The organism is Rhizobium mongolense subsp. loessense (genome assembly GCF_900099775.1).
GTDB lineage: Bacteria > Pseudomonadota > Alphaproteobacteria > Rhizobiales > Rhizobiaceae > Rhizobium > Rhizobium loessense.
This window is the reverse complement of record NZ_FMTM01000015.1, coordinates 82,291-105,404: the sequence shown is the minus strand read 5'-3', so window position 1 is coordinate 105,404 and position 23,114 is coordinate 82,291. Positions and strand designations below refer to the sequence as shown.

General features: G+C 57.8%; 23 protein-coding genes. 17 read left to right on the top strand and 6 right to left on the bottom strand.

The window, feature by feature from the left end:
- Positions 1 to 17: 17 nt before the first annotated feature.
- The 3 genes from BLP23_RS29705 to BLP23_RS29695 form a co-directional block, all read right to left on the bottom strand.
- Positions 18 to 905 (bottom strand): ABC transporter permease subunit, encoded by an 888-nt coding sequence (locus tag BLP23_RS29705; RefSeq protein ID WP_092588299.1) that lies wholly within the window; start codon positions 903 to 905, stop codon positions 18 to 20.
- A gap of 7 nt (positions 906 to 912) precedes the next feature.
- Positions 913 to 1,803 carry a carbohydrate ABC transporter permease gene (locus BLP23_RS29700; protein WP_092588298.1) on the bottom strand — a complete coding sequence of 297 codons (891 nt, stop codon included), beginning with the start codon at positions 1,801 to 1,803 and terminating at the stop codon, positions 913 to 915.
- Between the two features lie 76 nt (positions 1,804 to 1,879).
- Positions 1,880 to 3,223 carry an extracellular solute-binding protein gene (locus BLP23_RS29695; RefSeq protein ID WP_092588297.1) on the bottom strand — a complete coding sequence of 448 codons (1,344 nt, stop codon included), beginning with the start codon at positions 3,221 to 3,223 and terminating at the stop codon, positions 1,880 to 1,882.
- A 771-nt stretch (positions 3,224 to 3,994) separates the two neighbouring features.
- Here BLP23_RS29695 and BLP23_RS29685 point away from each other — a divergent pair.
- The 5 genes from BLP23_RS29685 to BLP23_RS29660 all read left to right on the top strand — a co-directional run bounded on the left by BLP23_RS29685 (position 3,995) and on the right by BLP23_RS29660 (position 10,920).
- Positions 3,995 to 5,173 (top strand): acyltransferase family protein, encoded by a 1,179-nt coding sequence (locus tag BLP23_RS29685; protein WP_092588295.1) that lies wholly within the window; start codon positions 3,995 to 3,997, stop codon positions 5,171 to 5,173.
- A 3-nt stretch (positions 5,174 to 5,176) separates the two neighbouring features.
- On the top strand, positions 5,177 to 6,280 hold the full coding sequence (locus BLP23_RS29680) for a glycosyltransferase family 2 protein (protein WP_092588315.1): 1,104 nt from the start codon (positions 5,177 to 5,179) through the stop codon (positions 6,278 to 6,280).
- Between the two features lie 109 nt (positions 6,281 to 6,389).
- The gene (locus BLP23_RS29675; RefSeq protein ID WP_092588294.1) at positions 6,390 to 8,174 is read left to right on the top strand and encodes an ABC transporter ATP-binding protein; all 1,785 of its coding nucleotides are present in this window, start codon (positions 6,390 to 6,392) and stop codon (positions 8,172 to 8,174) included.
- A gap of 450 nt (positions 8,175 to 8,624) precedes the next feature.
- Positions 8,625 to 8,834, top strand: a complete 210-nt coding sequence (locus BLP23_RS29670) for a hypothetical protein (protein WP_040115276.1) — start codon at positions 8,625 to 8,627, stop codon at positions 8,832 to 8,834.
- Between the two features lie 538 nt (positions 8,835 to 9,372).
- The gene (locus tag BLP23_RS29660) at positions 9,373 to 10,920 is read left to right on the top strand and encodes an MFS transporter (RefSeq protein WP_267890117.1); all 1,548 of its coding nucleotides are present in this window, start codon (positions 9,373 to 9,375) and stop codon (positions 10,918 to 10,920) included.
- A gap of 447 nt (positions 10,921 to 11,367) precedes the next feature.
- Here BLP23_RS29660 and BLP23_RS29655 read toward each other — a convergent pair whose 3' ends face one another.
- Complete coding sequence (locus BLP23_RS29655) at positions 11,368 to 11,577, bottom strand: cold-shock protein (RefSeq protein ID WP_092588292.1); 210 nt, start codon at positions 11,575 to 11,577, stop codon at positions 11,368 to 11,370.
- Between the two features lie 405 nt (positions 11,578 to 11,982).
- On the opposite strand from BLP23_RS29655, the gene BLP23_RS33405 reads away from it, so the two are divergent.
- The 6 genes from BLP23_RS33405 to BLP23_RS29630 all read left to right on the top strand — a co-directional run bounded on the left by BLP23_RS33405 (position 11,983) and on the right by BLP23_RS29630 (position 15,113).
- Positions 11,983 to 12,309 (top strand): hypothetical protein, encoded by a 327-nt coding sequence (locus tag BLP23_RS33405; protein ID WP_139187136.1) that lies wholly within the window; start codon positions 11,983 to 11,985, stop codon positions 12,307 to 12,309.
- A gap of 256 nt (positions 12,310 to 12,565) precedes the next feature.
- A complete protein-coding gene (locus BLP23_RS29650; protein ID WP_092588291.1) occupies positions 12,566 to 12,784 on the top strand; it encodes a hypothetical protein in 219 nt (72 codons plus the stop codon).
- Complete coding sequence (locus tag BLP23_RS29645) at positions 12,771 to 13,016, top strand: hypothetical protein (protein WP_092588290.1); 246 nt, start codon at positions 12,771 to 12,773, stop codon at positions 13,014 to 13,016. Before BLP23_RS29650 ends, BLP23_RS29645 begins: the two co-directional genes overlap by 14 nt.
- Before the next feature lie 244 nt (positions 13,017 to 13,260).
- Positions 13,261 to 13,470 carry a cold-shock protein gene (locus BLP23_RS29640; RefSeq protein WP_022719019.1) on the top strand — a complete coding sequence of 70 codons (210 nt, stop codon included), beginning with the start codon at positions 13,261 to 13,263 and terminating at the stop codon, positions 13,468 to 13,470.
- A 166-nt stretch (positions 13,471 to 13,636) separates the two neighbouring features.
- Entirely contained in the window at positions 13,637 to 13,996 is a 360-nt protein-coding gene (locus BLP23_RS29635) for a DUF6481 family protein (RefSeq protein WP_092588289.1), read from the top strand.
- Between the two features lie 82 nt (positions 13,997 to 14,078).
- Positions 14,079 to 15,113 carry a fatty acid desaturase gene (locus BLP23_RS29630; protein ID WP_092588313.1) on the top strand — a complete coding sequence of 345 codons (1,035 nt, stop codon included), beginning with the start codon at positions 14,079 to 14,081 and terminating at the stop codon, positions 15,111 to 15,113.
- A gap of 133 nt (positions 15,114 to 15,246) precedes the next feature.
- On the opposite strand, the gene BLP23_RS29625 is transcribed toward BLP23_RS29630, so the two are convergent.
- A complete protein-coding gene (locus BLP23_RS29625; RefSeq protein ID WP_167364029.1) occupies positions 15,247 to 16,527 on the bottom strand; it encodes a GGDEF domain-containing protein in 1,281 nt (426 codons plus the stop codon).
- A 311-nt stretch (positions 16,528 to 16,838) separates the two neighbouring features.
- Between BLP23_RS29625 and BLP23_RS29620 the strand changes: the two genes are divergently transcribed.
- The 5 genes from BLP23_RS29620 (at position 16,839) to BLP23_RS29595 (ending at position 21,478) form a co-directional block, all read left to right on the top strand.
- A complete protein-coding gene (locus BLP23_RS29620) occupies positions 16,839 to 17,618 on the top strand; it encodes a DUF1194 domain-containing protein (protein ID WP_092588287.1) in 780 nt (259 codons plus the stop codon).
- Between the two features lie 150 nt (positions 17,619 to 17,768).
- Positions 17,769 to 19,022 carry a sensor domain-containing diguanylate cyclase gene (locus BLP23_RS29615; protein ID WP_092588286.1) on the top strand — a complete coding sequence of 418 codons (1,254 nt, stop codon included), beginning with the start codon at positions 17,769 to 17,771 and terminating at the stop codon, positions 19,020 to 19,022.
- Positions 19,023 to 19,193: 171 nt separating this feature from the next.
- Positions 19,194 to 19,607: a hypothetical protein gene (locus BLP23_RS29610; protein ID WP_092588285.1), complete on the top strand. Its 414-nt coding sequence runs from the start codon at positions 19,194 to 19,196 to the stop codon at positions 19,605 to 19,607.
- Between the two features lie 67 nt (positions 19,608 to 19,674).
- Entirely contained in the window at positions 19,675 to 19,923 is a 249-nt protein-coding gene (locus BLP23_RS29605) for a hypothetical protein (RefSeq protein WP_092588284.1), read from the top strand.
- 472 nt (positions 19,924 to 20,395) lie between these two features.
- Entirely contained in the window at positions 20,396 to 21,478 is a 1,083-nt protein-coding gene (locus BLP23_RS29595; protein WP_092588282.1) for a YihY/virulence factor BrkB family protein, read from the top strand.
- Between the two features lie 204 nt (positions 21,479 to 21,682).
- Here the strand turns inward: BLP23_RS29595 and BLP23_RS29590 are convergent, their stop codons facing one another.
- Positions 21,683 to 22,471 (bottom strand): acyl-CoA thioester hydrolase/BAAT C-terminal domain-containing protein, encoded by a 789-nt coding sequence (locus BLP23_RS29590; protein WP_324613842.1) that lies wholly within the window; start codon positions 22,469 to 22,471, stop codon positions 21,683 to 21,685.
- A 199-nt stretch (positions 22,472 to 22,670) separates the two neighbouring features.
- On the opposite strand from BLP23_RS29590, the gene BLP23_RS29585 reads away from it, so the two are divergent.
- Entirely contained in the window at positions 22,671 to 23,072 is a 402-nt protein-coding gene (locus tag BLP23_RS29585) for a hypothetical protein (protein WP_092588281.1), read from the top strand.
- The last annotated feature ends 42 nt before the right edge of the window (positions 23,073 to 23,114 follow it).

The window sequence follows — 23,114 nt, the reverse complement described above, 5'->3', positions numbered from 1 at the left end:
TTTCTTAAATTGCCAGGTCACTTTTCGGTGGCGACCAGTCCACGGACGAACCAGCGTTGCAGCACCGCAACGACGACGAGCGGCGGCGCCATGATGATGAGTGAACCTGCCAGCGTGACATTCCAGTCGGGCAGGCTGTTTTCCGAAGGGAGCAGCGCGCTCAGCGACATCATGGTCGTCTTGTAGGCCGGGTCTGTGATCATCAGCAGCGGCCAAAGATATTGGTTCCAGCCGTAGACGAACATGATCGTGGTGAGCGCCAGCATGTTGGTGCGCGAAAGAGGTATCAGCATGTCGACGAAAAAGCGCACCGGTCCGGAACCGTCCATGCGGGCGGCTTCGGCGAGCTCATTTGGCAGCGTCATGAAGAATTGCCGGTAGAGGAATGTGCCTGTTGCGGTGGCAATCAGCGGCAGGGTGAGGCCCGCATAGGAATTCAGCAGGTTCCATTCGACCGATACCTCGATGCCGGTCAGTGCCGAAATCAGTAATCGAAACGGCTGGAAAAGGTCGGCGGCCACGGCATAGGTCGGCACCACGCGAACTTCGAGCGGTAGCATCAGCGTGATGAACACGATCCAGAAGAAAAAATGCTTAAGTGGCGTGCGGAAGAACACGATGGCGAAGGCCGTGCAAGCCGAAAGGGCCACTTTGCCGACCGTGACGAGACAGGCCATGATGAAGCTGTTGATCATGGCCGAGCCGAGATTGGCGCGCGACCAGGCAGCGGAGGCGTTTTCGAGGAAGCGGTCCTGGGGGAGGAAATGGAACGGCACGCTGTTGATCTGTTGCAGCGTTTGACTGGCGCCGGCCAGAATGACGAGGAAGGGGCCAATCAGCAGGAAAAAGCCCAAAACCATCAACAGATAGGTCAGTCCATCGGCGATCGGCGTGCGCTGGATCATGACGGGCTCACTTATAGTGCACACGCTTCTCGATGAAGCGAAATTGGATGAACGTGAAAACCATGATCAGGCCGATCAGGACGATGCTCTGCGCGGAAGCGCCAGAGTAGTTGAGCCCCTTGAACGCTTCGTCCACGATGCGAAACACCATGACCTCGGTGCCGTGATTTGGTCCGCCGCCGGTCGTGCTGTGTACGATACCGAAGGTGTCCGAACCGACAAACCCCTCCGTCATCATGATGACGAGCAGAAAGAACAGCGTCGGCGCCAGCAGCGGAACCTGGATATCGATCGCGCGGCGCATCGGTCCGGCGCCGTCCATGGCGGCGGCCTCCGTCAGAGAGCGCGGCACGGATTGCAGGCCGGCCAACAGGAAGATGAACGTGTAGCCGGTCCATTTCCAGGCAAAGATGACGATGACGAGGATGAGTGCGTGGGCACCGTATTTTGCCGGGTTCCAGAAATCAGGAAACGCGGTATTGACCGAGGCCATCAGCCCGCGTTCTGGCGACAGAATGAACCGAAAGGCCATGCCGGCTGCCGGCCCGGCGATTGCATATGGTAGGATATAGAGGAAACGGAATAGGCCAGAACCGGGCAGCCGCCGATCCACTGCAATCGCCAGCACGAGACCGACCAGGATGGTGAAGCAAGTCCCGCAAAGGGCGAAGATGAGGCTGACGGCGACGGAGTTCCAATAGAATGGATCGGCGAACACCTCGTCAAAATTCGTCAGTCCGACAAATTCCGCTACCCCGCCAAAGGGAGGCTCAAGTGTGAAAGCCCACTTCATCACCGCAATTGCCGGCCAGTAGAAGAAGAGAAGGATCAGAAGAATCTGCGGCAGGGCGAAAAGAATTGGCAGCCACCAGCTTTTGAAAACGGCCCGCTTTTCCATGGATCAATCAAACCAATAGGACTTCAGGGACAAGAGCCTGCCATATGCGACCGGCAGGCTCCTGTTGACGAGAAACTCAGTTCAGCTTCTGACCGGCATAGGTTTTTTCAAATCGGCGCAGCACGGCGTTGCTTCGATCGGCGGCCTGGTCGAGTTCAGCCTGCACGTCGGCATTTTGCATGAAAATCGCCTCAAGCGCCGTAGAGACCTCCTTGCGGACCTGGGTGAAGCCACCGAGGCGGATACCGCGGGTATTCTGCGAGGTCGGCGTGTAGGTCAGGCTGGCGATCGCGAGCTCGCGGCCCTTGTAAGGAGCCTTGTCGTAGAAGCCATTGGCCTTCATGGCTTCAAAGCCGGTCTTGGTGACCGGAATGTAGCCAGTGACCGTCGACCACCATTGCGCCATTTCCGGCGTGGCGAGGAAGTTCAGGAAAGCGGCTGCGCCCTTGTACTCGCCTTCCGGACGGCCGGCCATGACCCATAGCGAGGCGCCGCCGACCAGCGAGTTCTGTCGTTGCGTGCCTTTCCAGACCGGCAGCATCGCAACCTCCCACTTGACGCCTTCCGGCAGCGTCTTGCCAATCGTACCATGGTCAGCGATCGAGGTCTGAATCATCTGGCATGTCTGCGAGGTGAACGCCGGGACGATGTCCATCCCGAGCTGTTTCGTTTTGACGACGAACAGCTTCTCGTCGACCATTTTCTTGAAGAATTTCACATGGTCGACGAATTTGGTCTTGTTGAAGACCAGTTCGGCGTCCAGGCCCTGGTAGCCGTTGCCCTGTGTTGCGATCGGCTGGTTGTGGATGGCGGAAAATTGCTCCATCATCGCCCATGTATCGAAGTTAAAGCCGAGCGGGCAATCGAAACCCGCCGCCTTCAGCTTGCGGGCGGCTTCCTCGACCTCTTCCCAGGTTTCCGGCTTGAAGTCGATGCCGGCCTTCTGGAAAGCGTCGACATTGTAATAGAACATGGCCGTTGAAGAGTTGAACGGAAAGGAGTTCAACTCCCCTGCAGCTGTCGCGTAATAATTGGCGATGCCGCTGAAATAGTTGGTCCAGTCGATCGTGTAGCCGTTGTCGGCCATCAGTTTCTTGGCCGGTACGAACGCTCCGGACAGCATCATGTCGAGCGTTCCGGCGTCGTAGATCTGGGTGATCGCCGGCTGCTTCTTGGCACGATAGGCGGCAATCGTATTCTGAAGCGTCGTGTCATAGCTGTTCTGCGAAGTGCAGACGATTTCATAGTCAGCCTGCATGTCGTTGAACTTTTTGCAGGCATCTTGCACGCGCTCCCCGAGATCGCCCGACAAGCCGTACCAGAATTCGAATTTGGTCTTCTCTGCATGGGCCGGACCAGCACCAAATGCGGTGGCGGCCAGGAGGGACGCCAGAGCTGATTGAAGAACAGTAAGTCTCATCGTAAATGCTCCTTGCACGGATAAAGATGACCGCTGGCGCCTTAAGTGGCCATGGTTCGTTCGCTGCTTCAGCTAGCAGTCCAATGTGACAGTCAGCGTTAACTTCCGTGAAACTTAAATGACGAAGTCTGCAATTCCGCTCACCGCGCCGAGAGCTGTTTATGCGTGTGCGCGACCGAGGAATTTAAGGGCGAAAGCCGCTTTCTGGCCCTGACAATCGCACCATGATGAATGGATGTGGTACAGGCGCTCGCAGATGCGATGCAAATCGTCCTCCTTGGCAAGCGACCACCAGATGTTCCGGAACCTGTCCTGTCGCCGGCCGATTGGCTTCGTCACCCTCTCGAAACTGCCGCCCTTCCAGGCAGGAGTGGAACATGCTGGGACGGACCGTCCGCTCTCGGCGAGAAGCATGACGCGGCCACCCGCGTGAAATCCTTGAAGCTCCTAATTGACGGGCGCAATGGCGGCCACAGCATAGCGGCGACCGGTTTCGTCGACTTCCTTGCAGGTAGCGTCGCACCGGCTTGTTTGCCCGAGGGAATGGGTGCGCAGAACACAGTTGAAGTCGAGGCAGGCACTACGGAGCCATATCGGACTAAAGTCTGATATGGCGTCAGCGTCACAGTTTGGCCCGATTCCCCCGAATTTTTAGGAAGCGCTTTGATACTTCGATCCGCCTCATCGGGAACGGAACAATAGCAGCAGGCTGCAGGCGTGCAGCCGGGCGTTGCTTCGGCGACGAGGGGCCCACCAGACTGAGGGGGATAGATGTTTCATGCACGCGATCGACAACTGGATGGTCTTCGGACGTTTGCCATTTCAATGGTGCTGTACGACCATTTCTTGGCAGCTGAAGGATCGGTTCTGGGTCATCTGGGCGTCCGACTGTTCTTTGTACTCAGCGGCTTCTTGATAACACGGCTTCTGTTAGAAGCACGCTCGGCGGTCCAATATGAGCCAGGCAATGCGCTGAAATCGTTCTATCTTCGCCGCGCACTTCGGATATTTCCCCCGTACTTCGCAGTCCTGGGCTTCGTCTGGCTTGTCGATCTTGAAGGCGCTCGGGGCAGCATCAAATGGCACGCGCTCTATCTCTCGAATTTCTGGTATGCTCTTCGTGATGAATGGACGCCGTGGGTGTTGTGCCACACTTGGAGCCTAAGCATCGAGGAGCAGTTTTACATCGCTTGGCCGCTGATCATCCTGTTCGCGCCGCGCCGGTTGATCGTACCGATTTGCATCGCCGTCATCACATTTTCGCTGGGGTATCGTTTCTACTGGCCACTGACAGGTACACCGTCTCTCGCGCGTGATCTTCTTCCTCCAGCGTCGATGGATGCGCTCGTCGCAGGCGCGCTCCTCGCAGTCCATCGAAGCAGAACCGATGTCTGGCCACAATGGATACGGTTAAGCTGGGTTCCCTTAACTGTCGTCGCCGTCATTTTTCTCTGGCTGAAATCAGCCGCCATGCCGCCGGCGCTTGAATGGCTGGCATGGATCGGTCGCGAGCTTTCTCCCCTCGTACCATTCGTATTGCTGGTTGGATGTTGTTCATCAGGCCTGCGAGGCGCCTTCGGCCGCCTGTTGGAGCTCTCGCCGATTGTCGCCGTCGGGCGCATAAGCTACGGCGTTTATCTTTTCCATCCAATTGTCCTTTCGCTGATCGTCAAGGCTCAACCCTGGATTCCGGTGAATGTCTCAGAACAGGGTCCTTCACGTTTTGTGATTGGAACAACAGCCACCTTGATGGTCGCTTCAATCTCTTGGCTGGCTTTCGAAAGACCGCTCAACCAGCTCAAACGCTACTTTCCCTACGTCCGCTCCAAAAGCTTCGCCCACCTTCCGTCATCTATCAAGCAAAGTGAGGCCGGGGGACGGGAGTATGATGCTTCAGCCTATCGCCGCAGCTATGCCAACCGCGGCATTTCCGATGAACATGCGAGCTGAATGATGCCTGTTCCATTGATCTCTGTTGTGCTGCCTGTCTATAACGGCGAACCTTACGTTGCTGCAGCGCTGGAAAGCATTCTGCGCCAGGACTACGGGCGCTTTGAAGTGATTGCACTTGACGACGGCTCGACCGATCGATCGTTGAGTATTCTCCAACAGTATCGAAAAGTCGACGATCGCGTGCGCATCGTTTCGCGGGAGAATCGCGGGCTCGTTGCGACCTTGAATGAGGGCATCGCCTTGGCAAGGGGCGATCTGATCGCCAGGATGGATGCAGACGACATTTCCTATCCATCCCGCTTTTCACGCCAGGTGGCACTTTTTGCCCAGCAGCCCCAGCTCGCCATCAGTGGAACGGGCATCGATCAGCTTCTCGGTAATCGCGTGGTGCGCGGCAAGCCAAATCCGATCTATCAGTCCGGGGATTGGCACATACTGTCGCTGTTCTTTACGATCTTCTTGCACTCGACCGTGATGTTTAACCGAAGGGTCGTTCCTGAAGACATGCTGGTATATGACGCCGGTTATGTGCATGCGGAGGATTTCGATCTTTTCAGGCGAATCGCACGAGAGTTTCCCGCGGCAATGATCGATGATAGCCTGGTCGCCTATCGTATTCACTCCGACAGTGTCACGAGCAGACATAAGTACCAAATGCGTCGAACCCATCTGAAGATCGTTGCAGAGAACCTCGAGCGGCAATCTCTTAACGATGACCCCGACGCTCTTCATGACATCGGCACAGCCGTCACGCTGGACACGGTACGCCGTGTGGCAGATTGCATTCTCACGCTGGAAAGAAAAATTGCCAAGCAAGCCGCGCCGGTGTCCTCCAGCTATGCGGACGGAGCCTTGTGTTTCTTCTATTTCCTCTATCAGCTCATTGCCGATGAGCAGCGTCCCGAACTAACCCACGAGTTTCTCACCCGAACCGGAAAGTGGCAGGTCATTCGACGGCGGGAGCGATATGGACTTCGCTCCGCCGTTCATGCCCCGTGGTTGTGCCGCTTTTCAGACGGGGCCACCCGGCGCGCGGATGCGCTGGCGCGTTACTGCCAGTCGGTGCCGGTCAAAATGGTCCCGCCGCTTCAGGGGCTCGCATAGTGGCGGGGGGTGCTGCCGTGCCTGCACCTCCCGTCCCCTTCGCACGACGGGAGCTTTCACAGGTAAACCCGATCGACCAGATAACTTGTCTGCTGAGGGCACAACCACCATGCTAGAATTCATTTTGTCGAGCTTTCGGCTATTGCGTCAGGCGCTGGGCAAAAAGAGCGGCCTCATTGCGGTTGTCGTCGTGCTTGGGCTCAGCAGCGCTGTTCTTGAAGGCACGGGCATTGGCCTTATTATTCCCATGCTCGGCATCATTGCCGGCGAGAAGGATCCCTCGGGAATGGCCGGGTTCTCGGCCGTCTTCCAGCAAGTGGGCGCTGGCCTGGATGACCGCGCAAGGCTGATCGCGATCGCTGCTGCCATCCTTGGATTGATCACGCTGAAGAATGTGCTGGCGTTCGCCAACGCCGTGCTTGCCAATTTCATCTACGGCAAAGCCGGCCATGCGATTCGCAGCTCTCTTGCGGGGCAGCTTTTGACGATCGGATACTCGTTTTTTCTCCAGCAAAGCCCCGGGCGACTGCTCAATATCATCTCCAACGAATCCTGGCGGGCTTCGGATGCGATACAAACGATGCTCGCTTCGATCGTGTCCGCCTCGGCCGTCGTCATTTTGCTCGCCTTTTTGCTGCTTCTTTCATGGCAGATGACGCTGTGTGTTGCATTGGGGCTTGTTCTGATCCAGGTCATTCATGCGATCTTGTCAGCCAGCCTGAAAGCCCCGAGCCGCAATGTCACTTCGTTCAACGGTGAGCTTGCCGCCAGAATGCTTCATCTCGTCCATGCCGGACGGCTGATTCGTGCATTCGGACAGGAGCAGCGAGAAAAAGCAGTCTTTGGTTTCGCTTCAGATGCCGTACGAAAAGCGGGTTTCGTCCTCCAATCCCGCCAGGCTGCATTGCCGCCGCTGACCGAAACGCTTCATTCGGGTCTGTTTCTAGCAGTCGTCGTCGGCGCCTGGCTTTGGGGAGTGAGCTTTCCGATTATCGTGGCCTTCGTGGTCCTCCTTTATCGGCTGCAGCCACACGTCCGTTCACTGCAAATGGCATGGAGCCAGGTGCAGAGCTGGAGCGGCTCTTTGGAAGAGGTCAGATGGCTTCTGGATTCGTCTGACAAGCCGCCGCCGCCTGCAGGCGACGGCCAGCTTCATGCGCCGGTTCAGCGGATCAAATTTGATCGCGTGACTTTCAAATATCCGGGGTCTGGCTCGCGACCCGTCGTGCTGCGCGCCGCGACTTTCGAAATTCGCCAAGGTCGTTCGACGGCCATTATCGGACGGTCGGGTGCTGGAAAAACGACGATTGTCAACCTTCTGTGTCGATTTGTGGAGCCCGATGAAGGAGACATTCTGGCCGATGGCACTCCTCTTAACCAAATTGATCCCGTCCTGTGGCGAAGGCAAATTGCGCTCGCCAGCCAGGACCTTGAGCTGATTGACGGCACTATTCTCCAGAATATTACCTATGGTCACAACGCCTCGTTGGCCGAGGCAGAGAGCGCAGCCAAGCTTGCCGAGGCGCATGAATTCATCGAGAAGCTTCCTGACGGATATGAGACGATCGTCGGCTACAGGGGAGCCAGCCTTTCGGCTGGTCAACGGCAGCGGATCGCGCTGGCGAGGGCCCTCGTGCGCGATCCGGAAATCCTCATCCTGGACGAGGCCACGAACGCCATGGACGGATTGTCTGAAGCAGCGATCGTCGAGACCTTGAAATCAAGAGCTGGTCGTCGTGCGACGATCGTCATCAGCCATCACCGCAGCACGATCTCATTTTGCGACGACGTCGTCATCCTTGATGGCGGCCGCGTCAGGAACCAGACCCCGTTTGCCGAAATCGCGACTTTAAGCATGGACCAACTCTACGAACACGCAACGCTCTCTTCCTAAGGGCAGGAAGGATTCGGCCCTTGATTGCGCATGATTGTCGGTCGTATTCGCTTAGCCTTCGCCGCAGGCATGGTCCTTTGCGATATCGATGCGCCCTGACTTGGACCGAGCAGTTTAACGCGTTGAACAATGATCTGCTCAGCGCCATTCGAAGGCAGCGAGCCACCGCCGGTCGGCTGTGACGCGCCGCCTGTCCGGTCATCCGAAGCTGTTACCCCGCTAACATTTTCAGTTGACCCCATCAGCCCACGCCCTAGCTGACGGTTGAGGGCATCGAAGTGAAGAAGACGGCAATGCCCTTCGAAGGATCATTTTTGACGCGCGAACAATGGCTCGGGCGTCAAGCTCGCCCTCAAGGAGATGCCGCCCTTCGCAACGAAAAGGAACGAACGCCAACGTGCCGCCGGACGGGCAAGGCTTCAAGAGGAGCGGCAAATAGCGGAGATCAACATGCCACAGCTTGAAAGAATTCCCCATGTCGTGCCCCACGACGAACATGTCGTCACTGCAAGAGAAGCTCTTGAGGGGCTCTATCTGAAGCTTGAGCAGGAAGCTGAAGTGCGTCTGATCGCGGCCGCGCTTCGTGCCGGCTGGTCTGCCGAGGAGGCGCTGGATGCCATCGACCAGTTGCGCCAGGAAGACATGCATTCGATGCATTAGCGAGGCCTCCCACGTGCACGCGCCCAACAAATCGGTCGCGCAAGGCGCCCGCGCTCTGGTTTGCTGCTCACATTCACGGTGAACGTGCCTATGAACGAGACATTAGCCGCGACTGCCGTTCCCCATGACATCGAGACCGCGAGAAATATCTGGCGGGGCTATTCGGAGCGATGGCAGTTTTGGAACCAGGTGAGAGAATGGCCTTGGCCTTGCGGCCTTTGGGGGGGCAAGGTTGTGATCGGAGTACTACGCCTGAATGACCTCCCGGAGTTGATGGCGAACGTCACCGTCGGGAGATGAGGGCGAAGCACCACAGCCGTCGGCATTGTCTTGTCCAGTCCTCCGTCGGTCCTGCGCGACGTCAGCATTTCTGGGGTGAGGCCCGTCAAGCCAATAGCCGTTGAAAGCCTGGCTAACGCTGCGCGCCGGTTTTGGCGGGACGATTCTTGCGGTTCGGTAGACTTATGGGCGGTTGGCGCTGGTTGCCAAAATCTCGAGGGGAGGCGAGATTTGCAAACTCAAACTCGGGAGGCAGCCTGTGCAGGAACATCTTGCAGAAAAACCCCAGCCCACCGCCGGCAGCCGCGAATGGATCGGCCTCTATGTTCTGTCGATCGCCTGCCTTATCTATTCGATGGATTTGTCCGTCCTGTTTCTCGCGATGCCGGCGATTGTCTCAGATCTCGATCCATCCGCATCGGAACTGCTCTGGATAAACGATATCTACGGCTTCATGGTTTCGGGATTTTTGGTGACCATGGGCACACTTGGAGATCGGGTAGGACGAAGGCGGGTGCTGCTCATCGGTGCTTTCGCCTTCGCCGTCGCGTCCTCGCTTGCGGCGGCAGCCAGCACCCCTCAACAATTGATCATTGCACGTGCTCTGCTTGGTGTCGCCGGTGCCACGATCGCTCCTTCCACATTGTCACTTGTGGTTAACCTTTTCCAGGACGAGGCCGAGCGCAACCGGGCAATCAGTATATGGGGTACGGCTTTCGCCCTTGGTGGCCTCGTTGGCCCGCTCTTAGGAGGCGCGTTGCTGCAGTATTTCCATTGGGGATCGGTCTTCCTGATCAATATTCCTGCCATGGTGGCCTTGCTGATCGCAGCTCCCTTTCTCCTGCCGGAGTACAGAAATGACGAGGGCGGCAAAATCGATCTTCCGAGTGTCTTGTTGTCCCTTGCAACCGTTCTGCCGATCATCTACGGCTTCAAACATATGGCCGCCGATGGTTTCAAACCGGGCCAACTGCTCCCAATCATTGTTGGCTTTTTGGTCGGCGTCGTGTTCGTGCGCCGCCAGAAGCGTCTTGTTCACCCCTTGATCGATCTTGGTCTCTTTGGTGTTCCGTCCTTCACGGCTTCGCTGATGGTCAATCTCGCCGGTGTATTTTTCGTCTTCGGTATTTTCCTGTTCCAGAACCTGTTTCTGCAGCTGGTGCTCGGGCTTTCGCCGCTGGGAGCGGCGTTGTGGTCGGTGCCATCGGCGCTGGTCTTTACCGTTATGTCTTTTCAGGCCTATCGCTTCACCAACCGGTTTGGTCCAGTCAGTACCGTGATCGGGGGTCTCATCGTCAATGCGGTCGGAACAACTGCCATGGCGGCTGCGGCATACGCTGAAAGTCTCATTGGAATCCTGATGGCAAGCATGCTTATTGGACTCGGCTTCGTGCCGGTTATCCTCACGACGACGGGGCTGATCGTCTCCACCGCGCCGCCCGAACGCGCTGGATCGGCCTCTGCCATTTCGGAAACCAGTGCGGAATTCGGCGGCGCGCTCGGTATCGCCTTACTCGGCAGTCTTGGAACGCTGGTCTATCGCATGACGATGGACCAAGTGAACTTAAGCGGTTTCAACGAGGCACAGGTCGTGGCGATCTCCGCGACGCTCGCCGGAGCGGTGGAGATCGCAAGGACATTGGGTGAATCGGCGGAGCTTCCTTGGCTCGAGACGGCGAAACGCGGCTTCGCGCTCGGTTTTGCTGCCTGCTGCGCCCTGGCCTCGGTTACACTGCTGATTTTGGCCGCCGTCGCTCGCAAGGTGTATGCAAGTGGGGCTATCGATGAAAACGACGCGCCGCGCTAGGCGGTTAGAACAGGTCGCTCAAGGTCGCTGGCCGCCCTGCTGCGCTTTCCGTGCAGCCAGTCCCAAGCGCTTCTCCTGGACGGGCGATTGTTGACGTGGAGGGTCCCAGTCATCCCTGGAGGGCGAAAGTGTTAGCTCATTCGTCGTTGCGGTGCCGATGCCCTGATGGCCTCGAGAAGGTTCTCATAGGTGATAGAATATGCTGGTGTACTCGTTCTAAAGGCGGTGAAGCAGGACCAGTTCCTTTGATGCGAGTCTTGCGCGAGCCGTCGCAGAGCTTGCGCCGGTCGAGATTCATCTGGTCGGACGCAGAGGAAGAAAAGAACCGCCAGTGAAGAAGCAATACGATCCGGCGATGCTTTGGCATGCGCGCCTTGCTTCGGTCGCAGGCGATGCTGGGGCACCGTTCGAGCCAAAACTTTTTTGGGGGTACCTATCTTCCTTTATCTACAGCACCTTCAGGTTCTCGGCGGACGATTTGCCTGACCGGCGATCCTGGACGATCTCGTAGCTGATCTTCTGGCCTTCGCTCAAGTTGGTAAGACCCGACCGCTGGACGGCGGAGATATGAACGAACGTGTCGGTTGAGCCATCATCGGGCTGGATGAAGCCAAAGCCCTTGGTTTGGTTGAAGAACTTAACTGTCCCCGTCGGCATTTTCCGATCCTCATCTTTGGAAACTCGTTCAAATACATTGGAAGAACGCTCATGCGATGACAAGTGGCAACTTCGATCCGTCCAGTTTGTCGAAGTCCCTTTCTTCTGAGATCGCCTGCCGGTACCAACGACCTACGGAGATCGCGCTTCCCACCCACTTTGATGCTAGCGTCTCACTTGGGGAGCACGCCGCATGACGGCGTGCTCGAGCCGCAGCGACGCAAGGCGATCGTATCGCTGGCGGCGGCAGACTTGCACGAAAAATCCCGCCTGCATCAGATATCGTCGGGACTAGGTGCGGTCATCTACCAACCCCGTTGCGGCTAGCCCGGACTAATGAGTCGACACATAGCCCGCTATAAGAGGATCGTGGCGTGGTTGGCTCCATACGAACGGGAGTTCTTCATGAGCATCGAAAGCCGTCGGATGGCTGTTAAAAAAGCATTTGGGCGTGCGCGCAGGCTCGGTCTCGAAATTGATGCCGATCCAGCCTTTCATGCCTTGATCGAATGCTGGGTCACGGGTGAATTGACCATGCCACAAGCTCGCGAGCGGTATCTCGCAGTGCTGAAAGAGCGGGAACAGTCCCGTCGCGATCGAGGACTATCTAACCGTCCGGATCCTGCGGCGACCGAAGAAGAGGCAAAGCCCTCGACGGGAGAAGTGGGAGCCGGGGACGAACCAAGTCTGCAGAGGGTGCGAAAACGACGCCGGTCGCGAAAGCCCGAATGACTGCCTTCGTGTATTGGTGCCGTGGTGGTTGGCGCTGGAGGTGCTTGTTGCGAAGATACGCTCTGGCGGCGCCTTGAAAGGGGCGGCCCGCGTCACCATGTCATTGTTACGTTTTCACACTTTCGGGTTCCTGATCTCGCCGGCTCGGCCGGCTGCTTGGCTCACCGAGAACTGCGAACGTCTCGAATTCCGCTCTGGCGGAAGCTAACTGCGCTGAAAGCTACTGCCTCGCGCATCCACGTTTTAGGATACCTTTATGATAGACACGACCCGCCACACGGCGGAGAGCCTGTTCCGGCGCGCTGCGCCAGAAGGTTCGAATGCTGCCAAGCTGCAGGACATACGCGCCAGGCAGATCCTCAGAATGAGAGAACGCAGGCCCGTTGAAAGGCAGCAGCGGCTCGAAAATCGCACAAGGAGCGTCAACCTCGTGACGCTGTTTGCCCGTAAGGAGCCCACGCATGGCGCCGTTTGATTATAGTGCTGCTGCAGGACTTTATCCCTGCAAGACGGTAAGGAGAACGAGCCACCTTCGATACAAAAGGTTTGATTCGGCCGCTGAAGCACTCCGCTTTGCGATCGAGGACATGCCCGCCTCGATGCTTCGCGGTTCCGTTCTGGAAGTTGAGGAAGCCCGCTTCGATGGCGTGCAGATGCAGAAGTTTTACGAGGCCGATGCATATCCTCTGCCCAGGAGGAAGAACTGAATCGCGTATGATCCCTCAACCTGCCTGGCGCGAGTATTCTATCTACAGTAGCATCACCTTTAGGCGCCAAAACAAGAAGTTGACGTGACGATCAAAGCGTCTATACTCGCACCATCGATACTTTGTTTGCCGATATTTGTTTTTGCTGCGCCTCGCGCTTCGTGACGAACTTCCCTCTCTCAAAAGTCGAAAACCCGCTGTGCATCGCCCAGCGGTGAACAATGTTGCTAGGAAAGGGTTCGTTATGACGACCGGCACGGTTAAATGGTTCAACTCCACCAAAGGTTTCGGTTTCATCCAGCCTGATGACGGCAGCGCCGATGTGTTCGTTCATATTTCGGCTGTCGAACGCGCAGGGATGAATTCGATCGTCGAAGGCCAGAAGCTCGGTTTCGAGCTCGAGCGCGACAGCAAGTCGGGCAAGATGTCCGCCAGCCAGCTCAAGGCCGCCTGAGCTTTTGCCGCGGATGTACGGGTGCGGCGGCACGAAGCTTCAAGGGGCCAGGCTCGCGTCTGGCCTCTTTCCGTTCTGAGGCTCCTTCAGGAGTGCACGATACCAGCGCGCCACCGGCCTTCTTCATTCCACACATGCTACCTTACGAGATCCAAAGGAATATCTGTTGAGACGACCCACCGACAACGGCTTCACCGAGCGCCGCAATGCTGCGGCTGAGGCAAAACGAGAGCTTCTGGCGAAGTTTGCCTCGTCCCCGAAATCGGCCGATCCCGCCATGCAGGAGCGGCTTGCCGCGCGTGATGCGGTGACCCAGGCCCGTGAGCTACGTCGTGCCGAACGGGAAGCATTGAAGGCGGCACAAAACCGGCGAATTCTTGCCGACGCAGCGGCCGAGGAAAAGGCAGAAGCCGAATCTCGTCAGGCAGAAATTGCCGATCAGGTTTCACGCGCCGCTGCCGCCGAAGCCGCACGCAAGGCCGAACGCGATCGCCGTTATGCCGCACGCAAGGCTCGTCAAGCCTGACGCGCCAACCACTGCGTTTATGGGCGCAATCAGGTCATGCGCGCACAGATGGTGCAAGATGCGCGAACAGGAACTGCTTTTGATGAATGCAAATGTCTATACACCTGTCTCTGTTGCTGAAGACAATGTCGCAGCTTGGTTGAAAACCCTGGCGAAATACCGTCAGCCGCGGGTTCGTCGCAGCGCCTTCGAGCTGATTGTCACCGTCATCCCGTTCGCAGGGTGCTGGGCTGTCGCCTATTTTTCCCTCGCTTACGGATTCTGGTACGGGCTGGCCGCAGTCATTCCGGCTGCAGCCTTCCTGCTGCGCCTGTTTATGATCCAGCACGACTGCGGCCATGGCTCGTTCTTCGCCCGTCGCGGCATCGATGATTGGACAGGGCGTGTCATTGGCGTGCTTACGCTGACCCCTTACGATTATTGGCGCCGTGCGCACGCCGCCCATCATGCATCGGCTGGCAATCTTGACGAGCGGGGTGTTGGCGACATCACGACGCTTACGGTTGCAGAATACCGTGCCCTTTCGCCCATGAGACGGCTTGGCTATCGCCTCTACCGGCACCCACTCGTGATGTTCGGCATCGGCCCGGCCTGGCTCTTCCTCTTCAAGCAGCGCCTGCCAATCGGAATGATGAATTCCGGAGCACTTCCCTGGGTATCGACGATGGGCACAAACCTTGCTGTCGTCACACTCGCAGGGTTGATGATGTGGATTGTGGGGGTCTGGCCGTTCCTGCTGATCCACCTGCCGATCGTGCTGGTGTCGGGTGCGGCGGGCATATGGCTCTTCTACGTCCAGCATCAGTTCGAGGATACGCACTGGTCAACGGGCGACGACTGGCGGTTTCCGAAAGCTGCCCTTCACGGTGCGTCCCATTACGACTTGCCGCTGGTGCTGCGATGGATGACCGGCAACATCGGCATCCACCACGTCCATCACCTGTCGAGCCGCATACCCTATTACAGGCTGCCCGAAGTGCTGCGCGATCATCCGCAACTTGCCGGAATCGGGCGCATTACACTTTGGCAAAGCCTGCAATGCGTCGGGCTTGTGCTATGGGATGACCGACGCCAGAAACTCGTTTCATTCCGTGACGCCGCGACAGCGGCGGCTTAGTCCCGACACGCGGTATCGGGCTCGGTTCCTGGTGGAGCGGCCGAGGCTGTCTTCTAAACCAGCGCGACCGGCGAAGACGAGACCATGATTGAGCAAATGACCGAGACGCCATTCCGTGTCGGGACAGGCGAGCTTAAATGCTCGATGAAACCGGTCCGTGGAGCACCACGCGATTGCGACCGGCCTGTTTCGCGAGGTAAAGCGCCGCATCGGCCTGACGCTGAAGCTGCTCGGGCGATACCGTCTCTGCGGCTGAAGCCTGTACCGCCACTCCAATGCTCAGGGTGACGTAACGGGAGACGCGCGATCCAGGATTGGGGAAGGTGCCGGCTTCGACGCTCTTGCGAATCTGTTCAGCCACGGCGATGGCTCCGCGCGCGTCCACCCCTGGAAGCAGAACAAGGAACTCTTCGCCACCGTAGCGCGCCACATGGTCCCGATCGCGCCTCACGCAGTCCTGGATAATATCGGCAACCTCGACGAGACAGCGATCGCCCTCGGCATGGCCGAGACGATCATTCAGGTTCTTGAACTCATCGATATCGCACATCAGCATGGCTGCGCCTGCAGGGCATTTGGTGCCGCCGCCCCAGAGGCGATCGAGTGTTTCCATCATCCAGCGCCGGTTTGCAATCCCGGCTAGGGGATCGGTTCTTGCGAGGTGCTCAAGTCTGCCATTTGCGTCGGCCAGTTCTGCGACACGACTGCGGTCTCGAAGCTCAAGAAGGAACGTCTTCTGGGCAAGAATCGTCATGGTCCGTCTGGCAACGACCGTTGCAATGATACCACTGGCAAAAAACAGCGTCGCAGCCACGGCGCTCCCGATTTCAAGACCCGGGTTCAGCAACTGAAAAACGAGATAAAGGCCGAGCGCCAAAACGGCGATCGTCACCGTCCAAGCCAATGGTATGCCAAAGATGATGATGGCTGTAATCGCCACGAACAGCATGATGTTCAAGTGCCGCTCGTAGAACTCGCCACCCGCGCTCACGCCCACCAATGCGATCGACAAGAGAATGAGGAACATGCCGGCAATCAGCGAGAGCCCTTGGAGCCAGGGCGCGCGCGGCCTTTGCCATGCAACGGCCACGGCCATAGCGACTGCCGGGAGGATGCTGCTCGGCGGGAGCATCGGCAGGGTGACGGCTCTTGGCAGCATCAACATGTTGAGCGACAGCGTCAGCACGTCCAACAAAGCTACCCATATCATCCAGGCGCGAACGATCTTGGCTGTTCGCGACCAGGAGCGCTCCCGAAACAGGCGACGAAGCTCGCCTTTGAGACGGATGTCACGTGTACGGCGTGTGAGAAGCCGTTCAACTTCCGCCATGGCAGCTGGGTCCTGCACGTGAAGCGGAACCTGTTTGGACGTATCCAACGAACCGATGGGAACTGCATTCTCCTGGACATCCATTTGAACCCAACTAGCGGAATATCTGTCGCAGGCAAGCATGGCAGGGCGCCCTGAAAATGGATTGCCATGATCGCAACCATTTTCGTGTTCAGCCGCAGATTCGTGCAATCAATGCCGCTGTACACCCGCCGACCCGGCGGTTCGTTTCGATCCCGGTCGTCTAGATCGGGACTGATCACGCGTCGGATGGCGGCGACAGAGCCAGATTTCCTCTCTCACTGAAAGTTGAAGGGACGCAGGCAGTCGAGGATCATTCTCGGACCAAGCTGTGGTACAGTCCTTTACGTGAATAACGCAGTGATTGGTTGACGATGTTTACGACGCTCGCGGTTCTCATCAGCCTCTCCGGTCTCGCCTCGACAGTGGCGCAAGCTTCGGAAGGCGAGGTCGATGTCGAGCTTGTCCTTGCGGTCGATACCTCACGGTCCATGGATTATGAGGAAGTTCGCATCCAGCGTGAGGGCTATATCGAAGCGCTCAAGCACAGGGAATTCATCGACGCGGTGAAGGGCGGTCTCACCGGCCGCATCGTCATCAGCTATTTTGAATGGGCAGGCTATGTTGTGCCCGATTCCGTGATCGAGTGGCAGGTAATCGAGACGCAGCAGGATGCGATCGACTTCGCCGATAGGCTGGAAGCGCGACCGATCGGCACGCAGCGTCGTACATCGATCTCCGCTGCGATAGCCCAAGGCGCCGCAATGATAGTCTCCAGCCCCTATGAGGGCATGAGAAAGGTGATCGATGTTTCCGGGGACGGGCCAAACAATTCAGGCGATCCGGTCATGTCTACCCGGGACAAGGCGTTAAGGGCGGGCATCGTCATCAACGGTCTCGCAATTATGCTGAGACCTGCCGAGGCTCCGAGCGGGCTCGACAAATATTATGCGGATTGCGTAATCGGCGGCCCCGGATCCTTCGTGCTGCCGGTGCGCAAGATCGAGGATTTTGCCGTTGCTGTGCGCCGTAAGCTGGTCATGGAGATCAGTGGCCTTACCCCGTCGGCGGTGATCCAAAAAATTGCCGGCGACATACCGGCTACCGACTGCATGATCGGCGAGAAGCAGTGGCAGGACCTGTTCAACCGCTGAGTTTCACGATCCTCCCACCCGTTTCCGTTCGGTTCTTGCAACTGCGTCTCTCCGAATCCCTGAAACGTTAACTTTTCGCTATCGCCGAATTCCTTTGTTAATTTTTCGAATCGATCATCGACCCATGGACCTTTGAGGAGAGACGCGTAAGTGGCAGGGGCAAGACCATTCGGGAAGTCATCTGCACAGGGCGCCCAGCGGGAAGCAGCCCGCCTGGCTGCACTGGAACGCTTCGACCTGCTCGACACGCCAAGAGACGAAGGCTTCGATCGGGTGGTGCGGCTGATCAAGGAAATCTTCGCGATCGATATCGGGATCGTCTCGGTGATCGATGCACATCGTCAATGGTATAAGGCCTGCTCGGGCCTTTCAACCGATGAGGTGCCGCGCGACGACACGTTCTGCCGCTACGTCGTGGACTGCGAAGAACCAATCGTCGTGGAGGATGCCACCAAGGATCTGCGGTTTTCAAAGCATCCGGCGGTGACGGGCGAGACCCACATCCGTTTTTATGCAGGCGTCCCGTTGAAAACGAATGACGGACACGCAATTGGCACGGTGTGTGCGATAGATCGCAGGCCAAGATCATTCGCCAACAGAGACCTGGCGATCCTCACCGAGCTTGCGGGTGCCGCCATGGATCGAATCGAGTTACTGCAATCGGCAGCAACCGACAGCCTGACCGAAGCCCTAACGCGGCGCGCCTTCAAGCAGGAAGCCGAGCAATTCATCTCCCTGGCCTTGCGACACCAGCACAGTCTTTCCTGTGTCGTCTTCGACATCGATCATTTCAAGCGGGTCAACGACACCTATGGTCATGCTGTCGGTGACGAGGTTCTCAAGACGGTCGCGTCTACGTGCAGGGCAGCACTGAGGGCCGGCGATTTGTTCGGCCGCCTCGGGGGCGAAGAGTTCGCCATTATCCTTCCCCATATCGACCGGGAAGGTGCACTTGCAGTGGCGGAAAAACTGAGGACGGCGATCTCTTCGAAGGAAATCCGCGGCGACTACGGCACGCTGAGCGCGACAGCCAGCTTGGGAGTCTCGGCACTCTCGATCGCTAGCAAAGACATCGAGACACTTCTGGCCCAGGCGGACGCCGCGATGTATCAGGCCAAGCACAAAGGACGAAATCGTTGCGTTTCGTGGAGTTCCATTCAAACGGATCAGACGATGGGCAACCGTCGTCGGGTACTGAAGGCCGGTTCCATTATATTTAACGATCGACGTTCAACCATCGACTGCACCATCAAGTCCCTCGGTAGCGATAGTGCCGGGCTTTCTGTTTCAAGCTCGGCCGGTATTCCTCCCGAGTTCGTTCTGGCTATTAAGGGGGAAGGTTTCGAAACGGGTTGTCAGGTGATTGCCCAGGACCGGCAACACGTGGAAGTGGCGTTCAGATAGCGTCAGTCGCGTTCTTAAGTCCACGCATAAGTGAGCTGTCAGAGGCCACTCGTCAGGGAGTGGACTGGCCAGGCAGTAGCAATCCGACTGCGAGGTCCACGGGCCAGTGCGCTTGAACGCAGGACCGGCTGCTCCAGTTAACGTGGAAAGATCATATCATGGAGACCGCCCATGCCGCCTCGCAAACGAACCGACACCGCGCCCTTGGTTGCCAAAGGTGCCAAGATCGGCGAGCCCGTCCCCAAGGCGATTGTCGACACCAACACGGCCGCGGTAGGCATTCCCCCTCAGCCGGACTATGATCCTCGCGAAGAAATAAGCGCCCTGCGCAAGCAGATAGAGGCGTTGCGGCAGCAGATTTCCGACGCCGCACAATCCCTAAAGGGTGGCGCAAGACAAGCCGCACGTCAGACTGAAGCAACGGTTAAGCTCTATCCTGTTTCATCACTCCTGGTCGCGGCGGCAGTCGCCGGTGCTTTTGCCTTTGCGATCGCCGGTCTTCGATCATCGACGCCTCGCTCACGCTACGACCGGGCGCTCGACGAAGTTCGCGATCTTTACGACCGTATCCGCGACCGTCTTTAGTCACACATAGGGATTGCCTGTTGATCGATTCTCCCTCACGCTTCGTCATGCAAGCGAGAGGACACGTATGCTCGAAGTCATTATACGCAGCAGCCTCGACATCGTCGACCGGACAGAACGCTTGGTCGAAAAGGCGAGAAGGTTGATCGGAAGTGGAAGTCTCGACGACGTCGAGGCATATCGAATTCACACGGAGCTCGAACGCCTTACGGACCTCGTCTTCATCATGGACGACGCAGCGCGGTTGCTCCGCCGGACGTTCGAGCAACGTCCGGAGATGGCTCGTGCGTATCCGGCTCACGTGACCCTGCAGTAGGAGCGCGACGCGCCCGAAGGACGCGCGCTGCTGTGCTCATTCTGGCGCCTCTGGTGCCGTCAGGTCGCTACCTCCTTGATGGCTGCCATTCTTTACGCCGACACAAAGAGGGTCGCAGGCGCGAGGTTTCACGAACCATATCACCGGTGAGGAACAAACCTTTCAATTGATGGTTCATGAGATGCGGCAGGCGCCGTTCGCCAAATGCTGCAAACTGAAACCGAAACACGAACATCCTGGCGATGCCGCCGACGCGGAGATAACCACGGTTGCGGCCCAGCTGTACTCGATGATGGATCAAGGCCGAAGGTTTTATTCGACGTCTCTAGCAGGGCTGTTTCAGTCGCGTCCGACGTTCGTGATGCTTCCAAGCTCGGATGGTCGAGGAGGCGGAAAAATCTGAGGGTGAGCAAGGGGAACCGCGATCCCGATGGGATGGCCAAATGCACTCCCTGCTGAAATGGAATTACCTATGCTCAGTCGTCCCCACATTAAGCTGTCGAGCGTCGCCGCACTGCTTGTCGTGGCGGGCGGCGTACTCGTCGCACTGAAGGGCACGCATGGAGACACGCCAGCCAGTTCAGTGGAGACTGAGCTCGAGGCCGGGCGAGGAAGGGACGCAAGCGTTCCCGAGGCGATACCTGTGAAGGGCCTGCGCGATGTCTTTTGGCGGGTGGCCCACGAAGTCATCGATGATCGTGTGACACTCATCGCAGCCGGAGTGACGTTCTACCTCTTGTTGGCTCTGTTCCCCTCGCTGTCGGCACTCGTCGCGCTTTACGGGCTGATTGCGGATCCGGCCACCATGGCTGACCATCTCCGGGAGCTTTCAGGACTGCTTCCGCCGGGCGCTTTCGATCTCATCGCCGATCGCATCAAGAGCCTCGCCGAGAGCCGCAACTCGACGCTTGGCATCACTTTCTTCGTTGGCCTTGCCATCGCCCTCTGGAGCACCCATAGCGGGACGCTGGCGATCTTCGATGCAATGAACGTGGCCTATGAAGAAAAGGAAAAGCGGGGACTGATCAAGCTTAACCTCGTAGGGCTGTGCTTCACGTTCGGCGCGATGTTCTCTGCCGCCACAATGATAGGGCTGGTCGCGGTGATGCCTTTGGTGCTTTCCTATCTTTGGCTCGACCTATTCAAGGAACACATGGCCCTGCTTCTGAGGTGGCCGCTGTTGCTTTTGATCGCGGCGGCAGCGACCACCGCCGCATACCGCTTCGGTCCGAGCCGCGAGCCCGCCAAACTCCGATGGATGACGTGGGGTGCCTTTCTCGTGACCTTTTCATGGTTTGCGATGTCGGTCGGATTTTCCTTCTACCTCAACCACTTCGCCAACTACAACGCGACCTACGGCACCCTCGGTGCGCTGATCGGCTTCCTGGTCTGGATTTGGCTGTCGATCGTCATCCTGATCGTGGGAGGCGAGCTGAATGCGGAGCTGGAACACCAGACGGCGAAGGACACCACTACGGGCGCACCATTGCCGATGGGATCACGCGGAGCCTATGTGGCGGACACTCTTGGCGAGACCGCAGACCGGCTGCGCTGACCAGCAGGGACGCCTTCGCAGGCACTTTGGCACAATCGAAACCTTTGAGATCCGCTGCCTCCCTGCGGTCAGTTTTCCTGTAGACCGCTCCAGGAACTGGCGAGATGCGCAGGAGACCAGCACGCATCGAACGATGGTTATGCGAGCCTGCCCAATATATTCGCAAAGGCAACCGAAGCAGCCCTCCCCAATCGCGCATCAGCTTCATCGCTGCCCCCCGTGAGCATGCAGTGACGATCTTGGCGTTGTTTCCGCTGGAAGGAGGATACGATGACCAGCCTCTGGAACGCAAATCAGCTCGGCTTCTTTCGCGAACATTTGTCGGCGATGAAGAATTGATCTCGCAAAGCTCTCGGACGGCCACAGGGCGTCACTGCCGCCAGCGATCAGAACGATATTGGCCCGGCTTTGTTCGACAGGAATGGTGGCAGCCGGAATCGATTTGGAGAAGCGTTGAAGACAGTGCTCGAACAAGCTTCGATAGGAAACCAGCCCGTTCGCGTATTCCTTTGTCCATGAGGGATCGGTGGGTACGAAGGGCAGGGGCTCGCTCTTCCACGTCCACGATGAGCGCTCCGGCCAGGCAATGCCGTTGCTGCCCGCTCCGATGTTTCCCCAGACAACGGACGTTGGGCTCATGGCAAAGACTGCATCGACGCGCTCATCGCGAGCAGCGACAAGCAGAGCAGCTTCCGCCCCTTTTGATGTTCCGGCTATGGCGATCTGCTTGCAGCCGCGTTTCTCAAGTACGTCGATTGCCTGGACGAACGTCTCCAGCGGGACTTCACAGATTCCTGGAGCTTGGCCTTTGCCGCCGAACCAGCGCAGCGCAAGCGATGTGACGCCGATGCTCGCGAAGAGCGAAGCACGTGGAACATCGACACGCCCGCTCGATCCGGCGAGAACAAGGATTCCCCATTCTGTCCGCCGGTCAGGCTCAAGCAATATTCCTTGGACGTTTCCGGATAGATCGATCTGGATACAGCTCGCCATTGAACAGCCTTGAGATGTGCATCTTGTTTTGGCGGAGGCCAACATGCGTTTCCCAAACTCCGCCAGCCACCTATGGGTGCTCGAAGAAGTGTAAGAATCGGAAACACTTTGTGACTAAGTTACTCCGAATGCTACGTTTTTCTATCTTGTCGTCCTAACGGTCCTGTCGGATATTAGCGAACGATAAGAGGTAGCCACCATGATCAGAATCATTAATGACCCGGCAGAGCTTGCGGGCGAGGACATCACAGGCAAATATATACTGCGGAAGTTGAACTACCACTGGTTCGCCTACGGCAAGGCCGCCATCGTCACCGCGTGCAAGGGGACCATTCTGCACCTCGACCGTGAAGAGACTGTTTATTCGGAACGTTGGGGTCGCCGCGCCTATACCGGCACTGGCAAACGTTACCCAGGCGGCGTGTGTCCTATCTCTGCAGTCGCCTGCGTCTGTGACACGCCAGACGATGTCAACGCTGTTATCCAGCTGGACGTTGAAGCACAGGACGAATTCTACCAGCTGATCGCCAAGACTGAAGCCAGGGTTCATGATCTAGCCGCTTCCTCACAAAATAGCTTCTTTCTAGCGGCTGCCGAATAAGGGGGCAGGCTCCTCGGCACTCGCTGGAGCGCCATCCGATTC